Origin of the sequence: Halegenticoccus soli, from assembly GCF_002844195.1 — an archaeon.
Classification (GTDB): domain Archaea; phylum Halobacteriota; class Halobacteria; order Halobacteriales; family Haloferacaceae; genus Halegenticoccus; species Halegenticoccus soli.
Genome location: NZ_PEND01000002.1, coordinates 545,959 through 562,787, shown reverse-complemented (window position 1 = coordinate 562,787; position 16,829 = coordinate 545,959). Strand labels below are relative to the sequence as shown.

The window sequence follows — 16,829 nt, the reverse complement described above, 5'->3', positions numbered from 1 at the left end:
GGACCCGGAGAGTACCCAGCGAACCCTTAACTCGGTCTCCCGGGACCTGGCGGACGAACATGACCGATGTGTACGACCGCTCGGAGCGGTTCGAGTTGCTCGCCGCCTGCGACGGGGAGACGCTCGCCGGGCTGGCGGACGGCGTCCTCGACTGTGGGACGCGCCTGCGCGTCCTCCAGGAACCGACGCCGCGGCTCGTGATGCAGCGGGTCGTAGAGCCCGTCGAGAAGCGGCGCTTCAACCTCGGCGAGGTGGTGGTCACGGCGGCCGAGGTCGAACTCGACGGCGAGAAGGGGTTCGCGATGGTCCCCGGGAAGGAGGAACGGGCGGCGCTCTCCGGGGCGATCCTCGACGCCGCCGTCGCCGCGGGCCACGACCTGACCGACCGGATCGCGGGCGAGCTCCGGGCCGCCGCCGCGGAGCGCGACGGACGCCGCCGCCGCCGGTGGGCCGAGAGCCGCGCGACCGCCGTCGAGTTCGAGGCGATGGAGGACGAGGGATGAGGGCGCTCGGGATGGACCCCGTCCACGACGCCCGAGCGACGTTCCGCGCGCTCGTCGACGCGATGAGCCGCCCGGGAACCGTCCGCCGGGTCCCCGCGGGCCCCGCCGACCGCGCCGCGCTGGCGACGCTCGTCGACCACGAGGTGACGTGCTACACGCCCGACGAGGAGGTCCGCGGGCTGCTCGCGCGCGAGGGGCGGCTCGCCGAAGCGCCGTTCGAGCGGGCGCGGATCGTCCACGCCCCCGAACCGACGGACGGGCGCGTCCGCGACGCGAACCGCGGCACGCTCAGGGAGCCGAGCGAGGGTGCCACGGTGATCTACCGCGTCGCCTCCCTGAACGCGCCCGAGGTGCCGAGCGAGGGCGGGGGTGACCCCGTCCGCGACACCCGGATCTCCCTCGCCGAGGGTGACGGCGGCGCGACCGGCGACCCCGACGGCGAGGGCGGGTGTCGCGTGACCGTCTCGGGTCCGGGCGTGCCCGGAACCCGGAGGCTCTCGGTCGGCGGCCTGCCGCCGACCGAGCTTTCGGCCGTCGCGGACGCGCAGTCGGGGTACCCGAGGGGGATCGACGTCGTCCTGGCCGCGGCCGACCGCGTCGCCGCGCTGCCCCGCTCGGCCACCCTGGAGGTGGTCTGAATGGGGTACGTCGCGGTCAAAGCCGGCGAGGAGGTCATCCGGCGCGCCGAGGAGCTGTTCGAGAAGCGCCGCGTCGAGGAGGGGGCGGCGGACCTCGACCTCGACCAGATCGGCGGCCAGCTCGGCCGCCTGACCGCGCAGGCGATGAGCGAGGGCGGCCTGTACGCGCCGCGGTTGGCCGCCCTGGCGGTGAAGCAGGCCCAGGGGGACGCCGCCGAGGCGGCGTTCCTGCTCCGGGCGTACCGGTCGACGCTGGAGCGGTGGGGCGACAGCGTGCCGGCGGAGCCCGACGAGATGTTCGCCACCCGCCGCGTCTCGCCGGCGTTCAAGGACGTGCCGGGCGGGCAGATCCTCGGTGCGACGAAGGACTACACCCAGCGCCTCCTGGATTTCGACCTCGCGGACGGCGGGGAGCCGACGGACCCGACGGCCGACTGGGACCTCGAAGACGAGGAACCCCGGACGCTCCGCAACGTGATCGACGTCCTCCGGGCGGAGGGCCTGGTCGAGGAGCCGAGGGAGGATCCGGACGCGGAGTCGGAGGACGACGAACCGTACGACACGACGCGGCGGCCCGTGCTCTTTCCGGCCCCGCGGTCGGCCGTCCTGCAGGAGCTCGCCCGCGGCGAGACGGGCGCGATCACCGCGCTCGGGTACAGCGCGCTCCGCGGGTACGGGCGGATCCACCCGACGCTCGCCGAGGTGCGGATCGGCGAGCTCCCGGTCGAGATCGAACACCCGTACACGGGCGAGGCGGTCGAGGTGACGAGCGTCGAGGTGACCGAGTTCGAGGGGGTCGTCCCGGCGTACGAAACGCGCGACGACCCGCGGTTCGCCTTCGGCTACGGCCTCGTCTTCGGCCGCAACGAGCGGAAGGCGATCGGCATGACGATGCTCGACGCCTCGATCCAGCTGGACGGGGACGAGCCCGCCGAGGACGCCGAGTTCGTGCTGGACGTGATCGACGGGATCGACTCGTTCGGCTTCGTCGAGCACCTGAAGCTCCCCCACTACGTGACCTTCGGCAGCATCCTGGACCGCATCCGCTCGATCAGGGAGCGGAAACGGGGGACGGGGGCCGCCGGCGACGAGAGCGGTGACGGCGGCGGCGGTGACGACGAGGGCGGTGAGGTCGACGGCGGCGACGGTGACGACAGCGACGACGGCGGTGACGGTGACGACGCCGCGGCCGCGGAGGTGAGCGCCGGTGACTGAGTCCGGATCCGGGACCGGGAGCCAGGCGACCGAGACCGGGAGCGAGGCGGGGTCGACCGCCTCCGAGCGCGGCGTGACCGTCGACGCGACCTCCGTCGACGACGCGCTCGACGCCTGCGAGCGCGACGGGTTGTCGGGGTACAACTACGCCTACCTGGACGAGCACACGAAGCGCGAGGTCCGCCGCGCGACCCTCAAGGCGATCGCGATTCCCGGCCACCAGGTGCCGTTCGCCTCCCGCGAGATGCCGCTGGCCCGCGGGTGGGGGACCGGCGGCATCCAGGCGTCGCTCTCGCTCCTCGGGCCCGACGACGCGTTCAAGGTGATCGACCAGGGCAGCGACGAGAGCGTGAACGCCGCCAACATCCGGCGGCTGGCCCGCACGACGGCGGGCGTCGAGACGACGACCGACGCGACGGAGGCGACGGTGATCCAGACCCGCCACCGCATCCCCGAGGAGGTGTTGACGGACGAGCAGATCCTCGTGTTGCAGGTGCCGATCACCGACGCCCTCCGCCGCGTCGACGGCAGCGACGACCGCAACCGGCGGCGACACGCGCACAGAAACTACAGCAAGATGTGGGTCGCCCTGTACGAGAACGTCGTCGAGTGGGGCGAGATCGACATCGCGGCGCGCTACCCGGTGATGGTGGCCGACCGCTACCTGATGGATCCCTCGCCGATCCCGCGCTGAGACGTGCCGAAGCTCGACGACGCCGACGCGCTGTTCCTGTTCGCGGCGGGGCGCGAGGCGCGCATCTACGCGGTCCCGCCGCACACGTCCGTCGAGCCGCTGGCCTTCGAGGACCGGTCCTTTCAGGTCGAGCGCTTCCCCGAGCGCGGCTGCGCAGCGTGCGGCAGCGAGGACACCTACCTCACGGAGATCGAGACGGACGGGGGCGAGCGGCGCTTCGTCTGCAACGACGAGAGCTTCTGCGAGAAGCGGAGTCGGGACCCCGACCTCCCGAAGGACCACCACCTCGACCGATCCGGGGTCGCGTGGGGCCCCGGGACGCCGGACGGGGGTGACGCCGGGTGACGGTCCTCGACGCGCGGGGCGTGGCGAAGATCTACGGCGACGGCTGCTCGGAGTGCGTCGAACGGACAGGTGACCTGGCCGGCGACAACCGGTGTTCCGCCTGCGGGAGCGTCGTGGCCTGCGCGGCGGTCGACCTCTCGGTCAGCGAGGGCGAGGTGCTCGGCGTCGTCGGCGAGAGCGGCTCCGGCAAGTCGAGCCTCGCCGAGATACTCGCCCTCGACCTCGCGGCCACCGACGGCACCGTCGAGTACGCCGGCTACGACGGCGACCTCCTCGACGCGAACTATGAGGAGCGGTTCGCGCTGCGGAACGAGCACATCGGCATGGTCCACCAGCGCGTCCGCGACGGCCTCAACCTCTCCTTTTCGGGCGGCGGCAACGTCGCCGAGAAGCTGCTCGCGGCCGGCTGGCGGAACTACGGCGAGATCCGCGACCGGGTCCGCGAACTGTTCGAGGAGACGGAGATCCCCGTCTCGCGGATGGACGACCCGACGCGGACCTACAGCGGCGGGATGCAGCGGCGGGTGCAGATCGCCAAGGCGATCGCCAACGACCCGTCGCTCGTCATCCTCGACGAGCCGACGACGGGCCTCGACGTGAGCGTGCAGGCCCGCGTGCTCGACGTGTTCCGGCGGATTCAGCGCGAAGAGGAGGTCGCCACGATCGTCGTCTCGCACGACCTCGGCGTCGTCCGCCTGCTCGCCGACCGGACCCTGGTCATGCGGCGCGGCCGCGTGATCGAGTCGGGGCTGACCGACCGCATCCTGGAGGACCCGCACCACGAGTACACCCAGACGCTGATCAACTCGGTGATATGAAAACGATCCTATCGGTCCGGAACCTGTCGAAGCGATTCGAGATGCACACGGTCGGCGGCACCCGCGTCGTCGGCCTCGACGACGTGAGCTTCGACGTCCGCGAGGGGGAGTTCCTCGCGGTCGTCGGCGAGAGCGGGAGCGGCAAGTCGTCGCTCCTGAAGTGCCTCTACCGGACGTACGATCCGAGCGCCGGGTCGGTGCGCTACGAGAGCGCCGACCGCGTCGTCGAACTCGACGACGCGCGGGTGCGGCGCGTCCTCCCGGCCGATGAGTACCGCGAGGAGGTGATCGCGTGAGCGAAGCCCGCCGGGAGGCCGACGCGCGCGAGGGGACGCTCCGCGTCGAGAACGCGCGGATCGTCGCGCCGGACGCCGTCGTCCAGGGCGGCGTCCTGATCGAGGGCGACCGGATCGTCGAGGTGTCGGAAGGCTCGACCTCTGGGCGCGCGAGCGCCGACGCGCGGATCGACGCGGACGGGAAACTCCTCCTGCCCGGACTGATCGACCTGCACGGCGACGACATCGAGTCGCACCTCCACCCGCGCAGCGGCGCGCGGGTCGACACGCCGATGGCGCTCGCCGCCGCGGACCGCGCGAACGTCGCCGCCGGGGTGACGGCGAAGTTCCACGCCGTCGCGTTCGAGGACTCCCCGGAGAAGGATCGATCGACCGATCTGGCGGCGGAGCTGGTCGACGCCGTCGCGGCGACGGACCCGCTCCTCGGCGACCACTTCGTCCACGCGCGCTGCGAACTGACGGAGCTCGGGAGCGTCGACGCCGTCGAGGCCGTCCTCGACCGCGGCGCTGCCGACCTCGTCTCGCTCATGTGCCACGTTCCCGGCAAGGGGCAGTTCCGCGACCGCGAGCGGTTCCTCGGGTGGTACGTCGACCACGCCGGGCTGAGCCGCGAGGAGGCCGAGTCGATCCTCGACGAGCGGGCCTCGCTGAGCGACGAGGCGCTCGACGAGCGGATCGACCGGATCGTCGAGCGCGCCCGCGAGGCGGGCGTGGCCGTCGCGTCCCACGACGACGAGACCACGGTGGAGGTCGAGCGGCTCGACGGCCGCGGCGTCCGGATCAGCGAGTACCCCGTCACCCTCGACGCGGCCGAGCGGGCGCACGAACTCGGCCTCACGACCGCGATGGGCGCGCCGAACCTCGTCCGCGGCGGCAGCAACTGGGGGAACCTGGACGCCGCGGACGCCATCGACGCCGGCGTCGTCGACGTGCTCTGCGCGGATTACCACCCGCCGTCGCTGCTCGCCGCGCCGTTCGTCGACACCGGCGAGCCCCTGCCCGCCCGCGTGGCGCGGGTGACGAAACACCCCGCCGAGGCGGTCGGGCTGACCGACCGCGGCCGCATCGAACCGGGCGCGCGGGCGGACCTCGTCGTCGTGGACCCGGAGCCGACGCCGGTCGTCGAGCGCGCCGTCGTCGCGGGACGCGAAGTGTACCGCGCCCGCGCGGCCGGAACCGCCCGATCCGACGGCGGCCGGACCGGGGACGGCCGGACCGGAGACGGCCGAACCGGGAGGGGTCGATGAGCGCGAGCGTCGGCGCGGCGATGGACGTCAGGTTCGAGGCGCGCGTCGAGACGTTCCTCGACTGCATCACGGATCTCGGCCTCGATCACGTGGAACTCAAGCGGGAGTACCTCCACGGCCACCCCGACGCCCCGTCGCCGGCGCGGGTGGGGGAGCTCGCCGAGGCGTTCGGTGTCAGCGTCAGCTACCACGCCCCGTTTCGGGACTGGAACGTCGGCAGCTTCAACGACGCCTCCCGGGCGGCGAGCGTCGACCAGGTGAAGCGGACGCTCGACGACGCCGCGGCGGCCGGGGCGGGCGCGGTCGTCGTCCACGGCGGGTCCGTTCCCCGGCGGTACCCCGAGCACGTCCGCGAGAAGGCGCGCGAGAACGCGCGGCGGTCGCTCGCCGAGTGCGCCGCCCACGCGGCCGACGTCGGCGTCCCGCTGTGTCTCGAAAACCAGCCCCGCTCGGCCGAGAAGGAGCGGCACACGACGACACCGGACGACCTCGCGCGCCTGCTCGACGCGGTCGGCGCAGACCCGGACGCGCTCGGGGTGACGCTCGACGTCGGCCACGCGAAGGTCAACGGCTTCGACTGGCGGGCGTTCGCCGATCGGTTCGCCGACCGGATCCGGGTCGTCCACCTGCACGACAACGACGGGACCGCGGATCAACACCGGCCGCTCCCGTCGTACGAGCCGATCTGCGAGGCGGTCGGCGCGCGGTACAACGTCTTGGAGATGAAGACCGTCGAGGACGTGAAACGGAGCGTCTCCCCGAGCGTCTGAGCGGCGGGATCGCGGGCGACGAGACGACGGTCGCGCGACCGCCTCGGGCACGGGTGAGAACGGGCGCCGGATCGGCCGCCCTCAGTCCATCGAGGGGGCGTCGAGGTTCCGGAGCCAGCGATCGAGCTTGTCGCGCGCCGGGGGGCCGGTGACGAGGCTCACGGCCACGAACAGGGCGAGGCTGGTCGCCAGCCCGTAGATGATCGGGAGGTTCGAGGCGAACCCGTACAGCCACAGCGAGGCGACGACCACCGCGCCGCTGCCGACGATGGAGACGAGCGCACCCTGCCACGTCGCGCGCTTCCAGAAGAACGCGCCGAAGACGGGGACGAAGATGCAGCCGGTGAGCAGATCGTACGCGAGGACGAGCGCGTCGACGACGTTGCCGATGCGCACCGCGGCGTAGATCATGACGGCCCCGAGGGCGACGATGACCGCGCGCGAGACGTTCGTGTACGTGCGGTCGTCGGCGTCGGGGTCGATGAACCGCCTGTACACGTCGTTGGTGAAGAGCGTGCTGGAGGCGAGAAGCGCCGAGTCCGCCGTCGACATCATCGCCGAGATGAAGCCGGCGAGGACGATCCCCGAGAGTCCCACAGGGATCACCTGGAGGATCAGCCGCGGCAGCGCGAGTTCTGGATCCTGCAGGCCGGGCAGGAGGACCAGCGCGAGCATCCCGAGAAACGCCGTCGCCAGGCCGTAGACGACGGCGTAGGCCCCCGCGACGACGGTGCCGGTGCGGGCGACCTCCGCGTCGCGCGCGGTGAAGACCCGCTGCCAGATGTCCTGGCCGATCATGATGCCGAGGACGTACAGCAGGACGTAGCCCCAGATGGTGTCCCAGCCGATGGCGACCGGATCGAAGAAGGAGGGGTCGAGCCGCGCCGACAGCGTCGAGAGGCCGCCGACGGAGCCGAGCCCGAGCGGGATCGCGAGCAGGAAGATTCCGACGGTCATGATGCACCACTGGACGAAGTCGGTGATCGTCACCGTCAGCATCCCGCCGAGACCGGTGTAAACGACGATGATCACGCCCGCGGCGACGATCATGGCCGTCTGGTCGAACCCCAGAAGGACGCTCAGCACCTTCCCGATGGCGATGGTCTGGGTGATTGCGATGGTGAGCGCGTAGACGCCGGCGATGACCGCGCCGATCGTCCCGGAGTACCGGTCGAATCGCCGCTCCAGCACCTCGCCGAGCGAGTAGGCCTTCAGGTTCGCCAGGTTCGTCGAGACGAGCAGGCCGAGGGCGACGGTGCCGAGGCCGAGACAGACGACGAGCCACGCGCCGGAGATCCCGTACTGATAGCCGAGACCGCCGCCGCCGATCGTCGACGCGCCGCCGAGGATGACCGCCGACATGACCGGCACGTACATCCACAGCGGGACGTTCCGCCCGGCGACGAGGTAATCCTCCAGCGTCTCGGATCGCGAGTACCCCCAGTAGCCCAGGCCGACCATCCCGAGCACGTACGCGAGGACGACGCCGATGTCGATGGGTGACGCTACCATGGCAAGGTGTTGCCACCCAATGATACTTAAATATTGGCGTCGCCTCGGCGTCACCGGGTGCGTCGGAGCCGCGAGAGAGGGCAGTCGTATCGAGGCGGTGAGACACGCTTATTCGTCGGGCGGGTTCAGAGTGAGTCGATGGCCGAGGACCTCGATCGCCGGACGTACGACATCCTCCGGCTCATAGACGCCCACGGACCGATCGGGAGCATCCGACTGGTCGACCTGTTGCAGCGGTACGGCTACTCGATCAAGGGGCGGACCGTGCGGCTGATCCTGTCGGAACTCGACGACGCGGGGCTCACGGAGAAGATCCCGGGGAAGGGTCGGAAGTTGACCGAGGCCGGCAGGTCGGAGCTCGGACGGGGGGACGTGAGCGGGCGGCTCGAACAGGTGCGCGAGCGCATCGCCACGCTGACGAGCCGAGTCACGTACGACCCGCTGGAGGACGCCGGCGAGGTGATCGCCTGCGCCGCGCACGTTCCGCGGTCGAACCTGGAGGGCGCGCTCGAATCGCTGGCGTCGCTCTCGCGGACGCCGCTCGCCCCCGTTCTCGTCGCGGTCGAGGACGACGCGGCCGACGCGCCGCCCGGAACCGCGCGGCTCCTGGTCCCCTCCAGCATCACGCTCGGCGGGATTCTCCTCTCGCGCGGGATCGAGAACGACCTCAAGACCGCGGGGCTGGTCGAGTACCACCCGGATCCGGACCCGTCGGAGGTGCCGTACGGGGGAGGGGCCGACCCGGACCGCGGCGGAACGGTCCTCCGGTACGTCGACGCGATAAGCGGGAAGTTCTCCACGATGGACGTCGTGAGCCTCCTGATCGGGGCCGGGCGGACGACCGTCCGACGGACGGTCGCCGGGAACCACCCCGGGCTGTTCGTCGTCGACTACCGGGAGTTTCCGCTGACGCGGTACGAGGAGACGCGCGACCTGTCGCTCGACGCCCGCGCGAACCTCGGCGGCGTCCTCGACGTCCGGCGCCCCCGCGAGAACGGGCCGTTCCCCCGGAGCGCGCCCGGCTGGGAGTTCGCGTCGCTGACCTACGGTGGGATCGGCGAGACGGCGATCTCGCTCCTGGCGGAGGAAGGGTGCGTCGACTCCTGGACGACGCTGCACGGACTCGTTCCCCGCGCCGCCTTCGAGAGCGTGCGAGTCGTCCGCGCCGAGCGCGGCCCGGACGGGTAATCGCGGAGCCCCCGCCGATAATCGCGGAGCGCCTGCCGGGTCGGTTCCGCGGACCCGCCGCACCGGACTACCGCACCGAAGGTGACGAACTACTCGGCGAAGAGCCGCTCTATCAGCGTGACCAGGAGGTACGCGGCGAGGCGTTCCGTCCCCTCGGAGAGGTCGTACCGCGGGGCGACCTCCATCAGGTCCGCCGCACCGACGGCGTCGTGGGTGCCGAGGATCTCCATCGTCCGGAGCGCCTGGTTCGCGCTCAGTCCGTCGGGTTCGGGCGTGCCGGTGCCGGGAGCGACGCTCGGATCGACGGCGTCGATGTCGAACGTGACGTAGACGGCGTCGGCGTCCGCCGCCGCGGCCTCGACGGCGTCGGCCACCACCGCGTCGATGCCGCGCTCGTGGACGTCGCGCATCGTGAAGAGGTTGAGGCCGGTCTCGTCGGCGAACTCGAAGAAGCCCGGGCTCTCGTAGCCGCGGATGCCGACCTGGCTCACGCGCTCGTAGTCGCAGTACGCCGAGTTCGCGATGTGGTGGGTGCTGGAGCCGTGGTAGTGCTCGCCGAGGACGGTGCTCTCGTCGGAGGTGTCGCTGTGGGCGTCGATCTGGACCAGCCCGACCGTCTCGGCGCCGCTCCCCTCGGCGAACCCGAGGAACGCCGGGTACGTGCAGTAGTGGTCGCCGCCGAGCAGGAGCGGGAAGGCCCGCTCCGCGGCCGTCGCGACGTGGGCGACGACGCTCTCGGCGGTCAGTTCGTAGTCCATGGGGAAGACGGGAACGTCGCCGCAGTCCGCGATCGAGAGGTCCGAGTAGTCGACCTGCGCGCCCGTGTTCACGTTCGTGAGCCCGCCCTTGTACCCGGAGAGGTACGCCCACCAGCCGCTCGCCCGCCGGATCGCCTCGGGGCCGTACCGCGCGCCGGGGCGGTTGCTCACCGCGCCGTCGTACGGCGCGCCGAGGACGGCGACGTCCGCGCCGTCGAGATCCTCGACCCGGCGGGGTTCGGCCTTCAGGAAGGTCTTCAACCCGGCGTACGCCATCTCGACGTCCGCGCCCGCGTGGGCGTCTCTGAACGCGTCGAGCCGCGACGACCCCGGCGATCGCTCGGTCATCGGCCGACCGCCTCCGGGATCGCCGCACCGCCGCGCTCGACGCGCCGCGAGGCGCGTGCGATCGGCCCGTTCGGCTCCTCGCGCATCTGGGTCGCGTACTCGACGCGATCCGCGATCCGTCGGTTTTCTCCCGTCGTGTGCCTGCTGTTGTCGGACATGCTGGTTCGTAGGTGGCAACGGTATGCCACCCGACGATCTTGTTCGAGGGAGGAGTTAAAGGTTCGCCGGCGTCCCGCGCGGCGGGTGCGGGACGGGGGCGTGCGAGACGGGGACCAGACGCCGCCGGAGGCGGATGAGGGTGAACCAGAAGGTAAGCGAAGGGGTGCCGTCACCCCCCCTGCGTCTCCTCCGAGCCGTCGGCGGCCGCGTCGTCGAACGCCGGATCCGACCCGATCGACAGCGCCCGGGAGGGAAGCGGGGTGAGCGGTTCGCCGTGGAGCAGCTCCGGGAGGACGATGCGGACGAACTGCACGACGAGCACGAGCAGGAGCGGTCCGAGAAAGAGCCCGTACCAGCCGAACAGCGCGGCGCCGAGGATGTACGCGAACAGCACGAGGCCCGTGTGGAGGGTCCGCCCGGCGATGTACGGGCGGAGGAACGTCTGCGGGATGATGTCGAGGAGCAGGAACGCCGCGAGGAGGAAGGCGACCGGAAACCACAGCCGATCCGGCCCGGCTTCGAGGGCGCGCCAGCCGAGGTACAGCGCGACGGGGACGTACACCACCTTCCCGACGACCAGCGGGATGAACGTCGCGACCCCGGTGAGCACGGCCAGGAGCGTCGGCGCGGGGATGCCGACGCCCGAGGGGGCGATCGTGGCGAAGCCGTTGTAGACGAAGAGCGACAGCAGCGTGACCAGAAGCACCGTCAGCACGTTCCCGAAGTAGACCGCCTCGAGGTCGGCGTCGACCGCGCTGGCGTACGCGTGCGCGACGCTCCCCCGGTCGCCGACGTCCGCGCGGAACCAGGCGTCGAGGCGGTCGCCGTCGCGGTACAGGAAGAAGGCGAACGCGAGCGACAGCGTCAGGTGGAACAGCCCGTTGGCGATCGCGCCGGCGGTCTGAAGCCCCGCGGTGATCTCGCCCTCCAGATCGCGGAGGGTGCCGAGTTCCCCCATCGCCCGCCGCGGTTCGCTCGCCAGCGACGTGAGCGACCGCACGTTCGCCGGGAGGCGCTCCGCGATCGCGTCCGCGAGGCCGGGGCCGGCGGCGGCCGTGAACTGCTGGAAGCCCACCCCGACGGCGTACACGAGCAGCGCGAGCGTCGGCAGCACGATGAGGAGCATCGTCAGGGTCGCGGCGACGCCGCGGGAGTCGATCCGCCGCAGGAGCCGCCGGTGCATCGGTCGCGCGCCGTAGTAGACGAACAGTCCGAAGACGAACGTCCCGACGAACGAGTACAGCACGAACGCGAACGCCGCGCCGAGTGCGACCGCCACGAGCCACCAGCCGGCCCGCGACCGCTCGGCGTCGAACGGGAGACTCCACTGCATGGTGAACTCCACGCGGCGCCGACGTTTGTAAGCTGTCGCCGCGCCGACCGGGCGCGGTCAGGGTCCGTCCCGGAGTTCGCCTCCGAGCCCCCACTCTTCGGCGCGCGTCCGCGCCTCCTCGCGGGCCCGCTCGCGGAGGGCCGCGATCCGCTCCTCGTCGGCCAGGAACGCCTCGACGGCGCTCGCGTGCGCCGCGTCCTCGACCGCGCGCTCGGCGGGCGCGGCCGCCCGGGTCCGCGCCGCGAGGTCGGCTGCGTCGGCCAGCTCCTCCGCCGGCATCCTGGGCGGCACTCGCAGTTCGGGGGTGTCGTGCGCCTCCGCGAGCGCACCGCCGGGGAGTTCGTACAGGTCCGCGCGGTACGGCCCCGAGAGCGCGAGATCCGCGAGAGCGTCGGGGCCGCCGCGGTCGCTCGCGGCGTCGTACGCGAGCACCGGGACGCCGTCCTCGAAGGTGAGCACGCCCCTGGTTTCGCCGCCGAGCAGCAGGGCGTCCTGCGGTTCGAGCACGACGTACCCCGTCAGCTCGGCGTCGAGGGCGGCTTCGAGCGCGACCCCCGGGTCGCGGACGACGCGAGAGCGTATCAGATCGCCCCGCGGGAGGTTCATGGCGTGTCGGGGACGACGGCGCTCCGGAAGCGATCCGCGACCGCGCCCTCGTCGCCCGCCCGGACGTCGATCCGGGCGGCGGCCTCGCGGTAGGCGTCCGCGGCCGCCGAGTCGGGGGCGTGCGCGAGCAGGGGCTTTCCCGCGCGCCGCGCCGCCCGGACGGCGTCGCTCTCCGGCACGGTCGCCAGCGTCTCGCCCCCGAAGTACCGCTCGGCCCGCTCGGCCACCCGCTCGATCCCGACGTCGTCGCGCACCCTGTTGAACAGGACGCCCGCCGTCTCGCTGCCGTACGAGCGGGCGTACTCCTGGACCTTCAGGCCGTCGCTGAGCGAGGGGATCGTCGGCTGGAGGACGACCACGATCCGGTCGGCGAGCACGACCGGGAGCACCGCGCTCTTCGATCCGAGCGCCGCGGGCGAGTCGAGCAGGATGACGTCCGCGTCGGCCGCGAGGTCGGCGACGACCGCCCGGAGGCGGGCGGGGTCGGCCGCCTCGAACGCCGCGAGGCTCGTCCCGCACGGGACGACCGACATGCCGAACCGCTCGTAGACCGCCTCGGAGACGTCCGTCCCGGTTCCCTCGACGAGCAGGTCGTGCAGCGTCACCTCGACGTCGTCGAGGCCGGCGTGAAAGAGGAGGTTCGCCATGCCGGTGTCCGCGTCGACGACCGTCACGTCGTACTCCCCGGCGAGCGCCATCCCGAGCGCGAGCGTGCTGGTGGTCTTTCCCGTCCCGCCCTTGCCGCTCGCGACCGCGAACGCCTCCACCATACACCGGAGTGATTCCTCAGGGGTGTTAAAATTTCGGAGTTCGGAGGGGAACCGCGGTTCGAGACGGGTCGGTCAGAGGCCCAGCGCCGCTACGTCGAGGTGCTCGGCGACGAGGTCGGCCGCGCGGTCGTAGGGGGATTCAGTCGCGCTCGGCGCGTCGGGTCGCTCGCGTCCGGCCGCCCCGAACGCCGCGTCGACGAACGCCTCCCGCGCGCCGCGGTTTTCGAAGAGCCCGTGGAGGTACGTCCCGAGGACGCGATCCGTCGCCGCGCCGAGCGCCGCGGTCGCGTCACCGCCCTCGCGCGAGAACGGCAGCCGCAGGGGGCCGGTCGCCGCCGTCTCCCCCATGTGGATCTCGTAGCCCGAGACGGGGCCCGCCGCCCCCGCCAGCGGGCCGACGCCGTCGAGGCGGAGATCGACCGCCTCGACCCGCTTCTCCGGCGAGAACCGGGTCTCGACCGGCAGGAGGCCGAGCCCCTCGACCGCCTCCACGTCGCGCGCGCTCTCGACGCCGGCGTTGGCGACGCGCCCGCCGACCATCTGGTACCCCCCGCAGAGGCCGACGATCGGGCCCTCGAAGTCGGCCAGCGCGGCGTCGAAGCCGGCCTCCCGGAGCGCGAGCAGGTCGTCGACCGTGTTCTTCGTCCCGGGGAGGACGACGGCGTCCGCCCCGTCGAGGAGGTCGTCCAGCGGGACGTACGCCACGCGCACGCCCGGCTCGGCCGCGAGCGGTTCGAGGTCGGTGAAGTTCGAGACGCGCGGCAGCCGCGGCGCGGCGACGGTCACCGCGCGCTCGTCCGGAACGCCGTCGTCCGCGCCGAAGACCGCCCGCTCGCCCGCCGCCGGGAGCGAGACGCTGTCCTCCTCGGGCAGCCCCGGATCGTCGTAGGGGAGGACCCCGAGCACCGGGACCCCCGTCCGCTCCTCGAAGGCGTCGAGCCCCGGTTCGAGCAGCGAGGCGTCGCCGCGGAACTTGGTGACGACGGCCCCGACGACGCGCCCGCGGAGGTCGTCGGGCATCAGTTCGAGCGTTCCGACGAGGCTGGCGAAGACGCCGCCGCGCTCGATGTCCGCGACGAGGAGGACGTCGGCGTCCGAGAAGCGGGCCGTCTCGACGTTCGCCAGGTCCCGGTGGTGGAGGTTGATCTCGGCGATGCTGCCGGCCCCCTCGGCGACGATCGCGTCGTGTTCGGCCGCCAGGCGGCGGTGCGCCGCGACCGCGGCGTCCCGGGCGTCGCGCCAGTGCTCGTCGTAGTAGCTTCCGGCCGGGAGGTGACCGACGGCCTCGCCGTCGACGACGAGCTGCGACTCCCCCCCGCCGCGCGGCTTGAGCAGCACCGGGTTCACGTCGGTCGTCGGGGCGATCCGCGCCGCGCGGGCCTGGACGTACTGGGAGACGCCGATCTCGCCGAACCCCTCGCCGTCCGAGCGCGGCACGGCGCGGGCGTTGTTCGACATGTTCTGCGCCTTGAACGGGGCGACGTCGACGCCGCGGTCAGACAGCAGGCGGCACAGGCCGGCCGCCACGGTGCTCTTTCCGACGTGGCTCGCGGTGCCGGCGACGAGGAGCGTGCGGGTCACGGTTGTTCGTCCGTCCCGGTACGGACCGCCGCCGCAAAACGGCTTCCGTCCGCGGCGGGTTCGGCGCGTTCGGCGCGTTCGGCGCGTCGAACCGAGTTCGCGTCGATCGGCAGCGTCCGGCCGTCACGCTCATCCGGGACCATCCCGACAGGACGTTCGGGTATGTCGAGCACGAGCTACCGGTGCAAAGGGTGCGGGGCGACGCTCGAAACGAAGGACGACCTTACCCGCCAACAGGGGATCACCCGGTCGTCGTGGTTCTGCCGGTACTGCATGACGGCGGTTCCCGGCGTCGTCGGCGAGAAGCTGAAACACCGGCGATGACGGGGCTCCGCGCGCGTCGCGCTCACGCCGGTCGCCCGAGCGTCCAGCAGAAGAGCGGCGTCTGATCGGCCGCGCGCGGCGAGAGGAAGTCGGTCACCGCGTCGTCGTAGAACGTCAGCCCCGTCGCGCCGAGGTCGCGGTGGGCGTACGCGCCGAGGTAGAGCCGGCCGGCGGCGAGAGCGGCCTCCAGCTGCGCGACGCGGTAGCCGCGGTCGCCGAACCGGTCGCGGACGGCCGCGACGTCCGTCGCGAAGAAGGCGACGAGGCCGGCGTCTGCCGCGAGCCGCTGGTCGAGCGCGAGGTGGCCGGCCTCCCAGCGGAAGTTCCCCTCGCGCAGCAGTTCGAGCGCCCCCTCGGTCGGGTGGTAGTGGTACGCCCCGCTCGGGACGCCCGAAACGCCGTGGACGACGAGGTAGCAGTCCGCGAACTGCAGCGGCGGCCCGTCGGGATCTGCCACGTCCAGCGGGGCGGGGGAGCGGTTCAGCGCGCGGTCCAGGACCGTCGCCACCTTCCGCCGGTTCAGCGTCTCCCGGGCGTACTCCCGGCAGGACCCCCGACGCTCGATCGCGACGTCGAGGGGCACCTTCGACGCCCGATCGTCGCCGACCGGATCGAGGTCGATCCGCGGGCCGTCACCCGCCGCCGCGAGCCACGGCGGATCCGCGGGCGCGCCGGTCCCGCGCCACTCTCGGACGGCGGACGCGTCGGGCAGCGCCGACGCCCGGTAGGCTTCCCGAATCAACTCGAACTCGCGCTCTCGCTCGGAGAGCGGCCGGGTTTCGGGATCGAGGGGTTCGACCGGCGGCGACGCTGGCGCGCCGGAACCCGCGCCGACGGGGACGACTTCGAGCGGCGCTTCCCGGACGGGGTCGACGCCGAGCAGGTCGGCGACGTCACCGTCGACGAAGCCGAGGACGACCTCGGTCGGCAGGCCGAGAACCGCGGCGACCGACGCGAGGTTGGCGAGGACGGTCCCGGAGTCCCAGAACGCGTGCCGGTAGGTTCGCTCGCGGTACTTCCAGGCGTTCCGCCACCAGGTCGACGTGGCGACGAACGACAGGGGCGCGGCGCGGACGGCGTCCTCGCCACCCGTCGCCGCCGCGAGGGCGTCCCGGAAGTCGCCTTCCCGGAGTACGTCGAGCGAGCGGTCGCGCGGGTCGAAGTGGTACACGCCGGCGTCCAGGTCCGCCAGGTCGCCGCAGACGACGTAGAGGTCGACGTGGTAGAGCGCGCCGGTGCAGGCCGCGGCGCGGAACGGGATCTCGCGGTCGCCGCGGCGCAGCACCTTCGTGTTCCCGGTGGCGTAGTGGCAGAGCGCGGCGACCGTCTCGCGCGTGATCTCCGCCGGCGCTCGGTCCGCTTCGCCCCCAGTACTCCCTTTGTGCCCTTCGCCCCAGTCGCCCCGTTCCCCCCAGTCGCCGGTGATCGCCCGGAGCGCCGGCACGTCGGGAAGGTCGCCCGGTTCGGGGAGCGGGACCTCCGGCAGGCCCTCGTACGCCTTGTACGGCCGCGGCCTGTTCTCGAAGTCGAGGCGGTGGCCGGACTCCCTGACGCTCCGCGGGGAGTGTTTGGTCCGCTCGTGGTACGCGACGGCGTCGACTCCCTCGCTCATGGGTCCGTCTACGCGCGCGGGAGGTAAAGGCGGCTGGGGGTCGAAGGCGACTGAGGGTCGAATCCCCGGCCCGAAGTCGTCGATGGATCCGTCTGCCTCGTTGGGCGACGAA

General features: G+C 72.5%; 17 protein-coding genes and 1 pseudogene. 10 read left to right on the top strand and 8 right to left on the bottom strand.

What is annotated here, in order from left to right; all coding sequences use genetic code 11:
• Positions 1–59: 59 nt before the first annotated feature.
• The 8 genes and pseudogenes from phnG to CNO20_RS07795 all read left to right on the top strand — a co-directional run bounded on the left by phnG (position 60) and on the right by CNO20_RS07795 (position 6,526).
• The gene (gene phnG / locus CNO20_RS07830; RefSeq protein ID WP_101295566.1) at positions 60–503 is read left to right on the top strand and encodes a phosphonate C-P lyase system protein PhnG; all 444 of its coding nucleotides are present in this window, start codon (positions 60–62) and stop codon (positions 501–503) included.
• Positions 500–1,141 carry a phosphonate C-P lyase system protein PhnH gene (phnH, locus tag CNO20_RS07825; RefSeq protein WP_101295565.1) on the top strand — a complete coding sequence of 214 codons (642 nt, stop codon included), beginning with the start codon at positions 500–502 and terminating at the stop codon, positions 1,139–1,141. The genes phnG and phnH overlap by 4 nt, the downstream gene beginning before the upstream one ends.
• On the top strand, positions 1,142–2,356 hold the full coding sequence (locus tag CNO20_RS07820) for a carbon-phosphorus lyase complex subunit PhnI (protein ID WP_101295564.1): 1,215 nt from the start codon (positions 1,142–1,144) through the stop codon (positions 2,354–2,356).
• Positions 2,349–3,395 (top strand): annotated as a pseudogene (locus CNO20_RS07815) (alpha-D-ribose 1-methylphosphonate 5-phosphate C-P-lyase PhnJ). Before CNO20_RS07820 ends, CNO20_RS07815 begins: the two are co-directional and overlap by 8 nt.
• Complete coding sequence (locus CNO20_RS07810) at positions 3,392–4,213, top strand: ATP-binding cassette domain-containing protein (RefSeq protein ID WP_101295563.1); 822 nt, start codon at positions 3,392–3,394, stop codon at positions 4,211–4,213. The pseudogene CNO20_RS07815 and the gene CNO20_RS07810 overlap by 4 nt, the downstream one beginning before the upstream one ends.
• Positions 4,210–4,509 carry an ATP-binding cassette domain-containing protein gene (locus CNO20_RS07805; RefSeq protein WP_199174761.1) on the top strand — a complete coding sequence of 100 codons (300 nt, stop codon included), beginning with the start codon at positions 4,210–4,212 and terminating at the stop codon, positions 4,507–4,509. Before CNO20_RS07810 ends, CNO20_RS07805 begins: the two co-directional genes overlap by 4 nt.
• Positions 4,506–5,756 (top strand): alpha-D-ribose 1-methylphosphonate 5-triphosphate diphosphatase, encoded by a 1,251-nt coding sequence (locus CNO20_RS07800; RefSeq protein WP_101295562.1) that lies wholly within the window; start codon positions 4,506–4,508, stop codon positions 5,754–5,756. The genes CNO20_RS07805 and CNO20_RS07800 overlap by 4 nt, the downstream gene beginning before the upstream one ends.
• A complete protein-coding gene (locus CNO20_RS07795) occupies positions 5,753–6,526 on the top strand; it encodes a sugar phosphate isomerase/epimerase family protein (RefSeq protein ID WP_233203979.1) in 774 nt (257 codons plus the stop codon). The genes CNO20_RS07800 and CNO20_RS07795 overlap by 4 nt, the downstream gene beginning before the upstream one ends.
• 81 nt (positions 6,527–6,607) lie before the next feature.
• On the opposite strand, the gene CNO20_RS07790 is transcribed toward CNO20_RS07795, so the two are convergent.
• Positions 6,608–8,038, bottom strand: coding sequence for a sodium:solute symporter family protein (locus tag CNO20_RS07790; RefSeq protein ID WP_101295561.1), 1,431 nt, complete (start codon positions 8,036–8,038; stop codon positions 6,608–6,610).
• Between the two features lie 138 nt (positions 8,039–8,176).
• Here CNO20_RS07790 and CNO20_RS07785 point away from each other — a divergent pair, with 138 nt between their 5' ends.
• Positions 8,177–9,226: an NrpR regulatory domain-containing protein gene (locus tag CNO20_RS07785; protein WP_101295560.1), complete on the top strand. Its 1,050-nt coding sequence runs from the start codon at positions 8,177–8,179 to the stop codon at positions 9,224–9,226.
• Between the two features lie 89 nt (positions 9,227–9,315).
• Here CNO20_RS07785 and CNO20_RS07780 read toward each other — a convergent pair whose 3' ends face one another.
• From CNO20_RS07780 to CNO20_RS07760, 6 genes are all read right to left on the bottom strand, one after another.
• Entirely contained in the window at positions 9,316–10,332 is a 1,017-nt protein-coding gene (locus CNO20_RS07780) for an agmatinase family protein (protein ID WP_101295559.1), read from the bottom strand.
• Positions 10,329–10,520, bottom strand: a complete 192-nt coding sequence (locus CNO20_RS22525; protein WP_143423161.1) for a hypothetical protein — start codon at positions 10,518–10,520, stop codon at positions 10,329–10,331. Before CNO20_RS22525 ends, CNO20_RS07780 begins: the two co-directional genes overlap by 4 nt.
• A 140-nt stretch (positions 10,521–10,660) precedes the next feature.
• Complete coding sequence (locus tag CNO20_RS07775; RefSeq protein ID WP_101295558.1) at positions 10,661–11,824, bottom strand: AI-2E family transporter; 1,164 nt, start codon at positions 11,822–11,824, stop codon at positions 10,661–10,663.
• 57 nt (positions 11,825–11,881) lie between these two features.
• Complete coding sequence (locus CNO20_RS07770; RefSeq protein ID WP_101295557.1) at positions 11,882–12,430, bottom strand: DUF8054 family protein; 549 nt, start codon at positions 12,428–12,430, stop codon at positions 11,882–11,884.
• Positions 12,427–13,200 (bottom strand): nucleotide-binding protein, encoded by a 774-nt coding sequence (locus tag CNO20_RS07765; protein WP_101295556.1) that lies wholly within the window; start codon positions 13,198–13,200, stop codon positions 12,427–12,429. The genes CNO20_RS07770 and CNO20_RS07765 overlap by 4 nt, the downstream gene beginning before the upstream one ends.
• Before the next feature lie 72 nt (positions 13,201–13,272).
• The gene (locus CNO20_RS07760; protein WP_101295555.1) at positions 13,273–14,781 is read right to left on the bottom strand and encodes a cobyric acid synthase; all 1,509 of its coding nucleotides are present in this window, start codon (positions 14,779–14,781) and stop codon (positions 13,273–13,275) included.
• 162 nt (positions 14,782–14,943) lie between these two features.
• Between CNO20_RS07760 and CNO20_RS23260 the strand changes: the two genes are divergently transcribed.
• A complete protein-coding gene (locus CNO20_RS23260) occupies positions 14,944–15,105 on the top strand; it encodes a hypothetical protein (protein WP_199174760.1) in 162 nt (53 codons plus the stop codon).
• Positions 15,106–15,127: 22 nt separating this feature from the next.
• Here the strand turns inward: CNO20_RS23260 and CNO20_RS07755 are convergent, their stop codons facing one another.
• On the bottom strand, positions 15,128–16,717 hold the full coding sequence (locus tag CNO20_RS07755; RefSeq protein WP_101295554.1) for a SagB/ThcOx family dehydrogenase: 1,590 nt from the start codon (positions 16,715–16,717) through the stop codon (positions 15,128–15,130).
• Between the last annotated feature and the right edge of the window lie 112 nt (positions 16,718–16,829).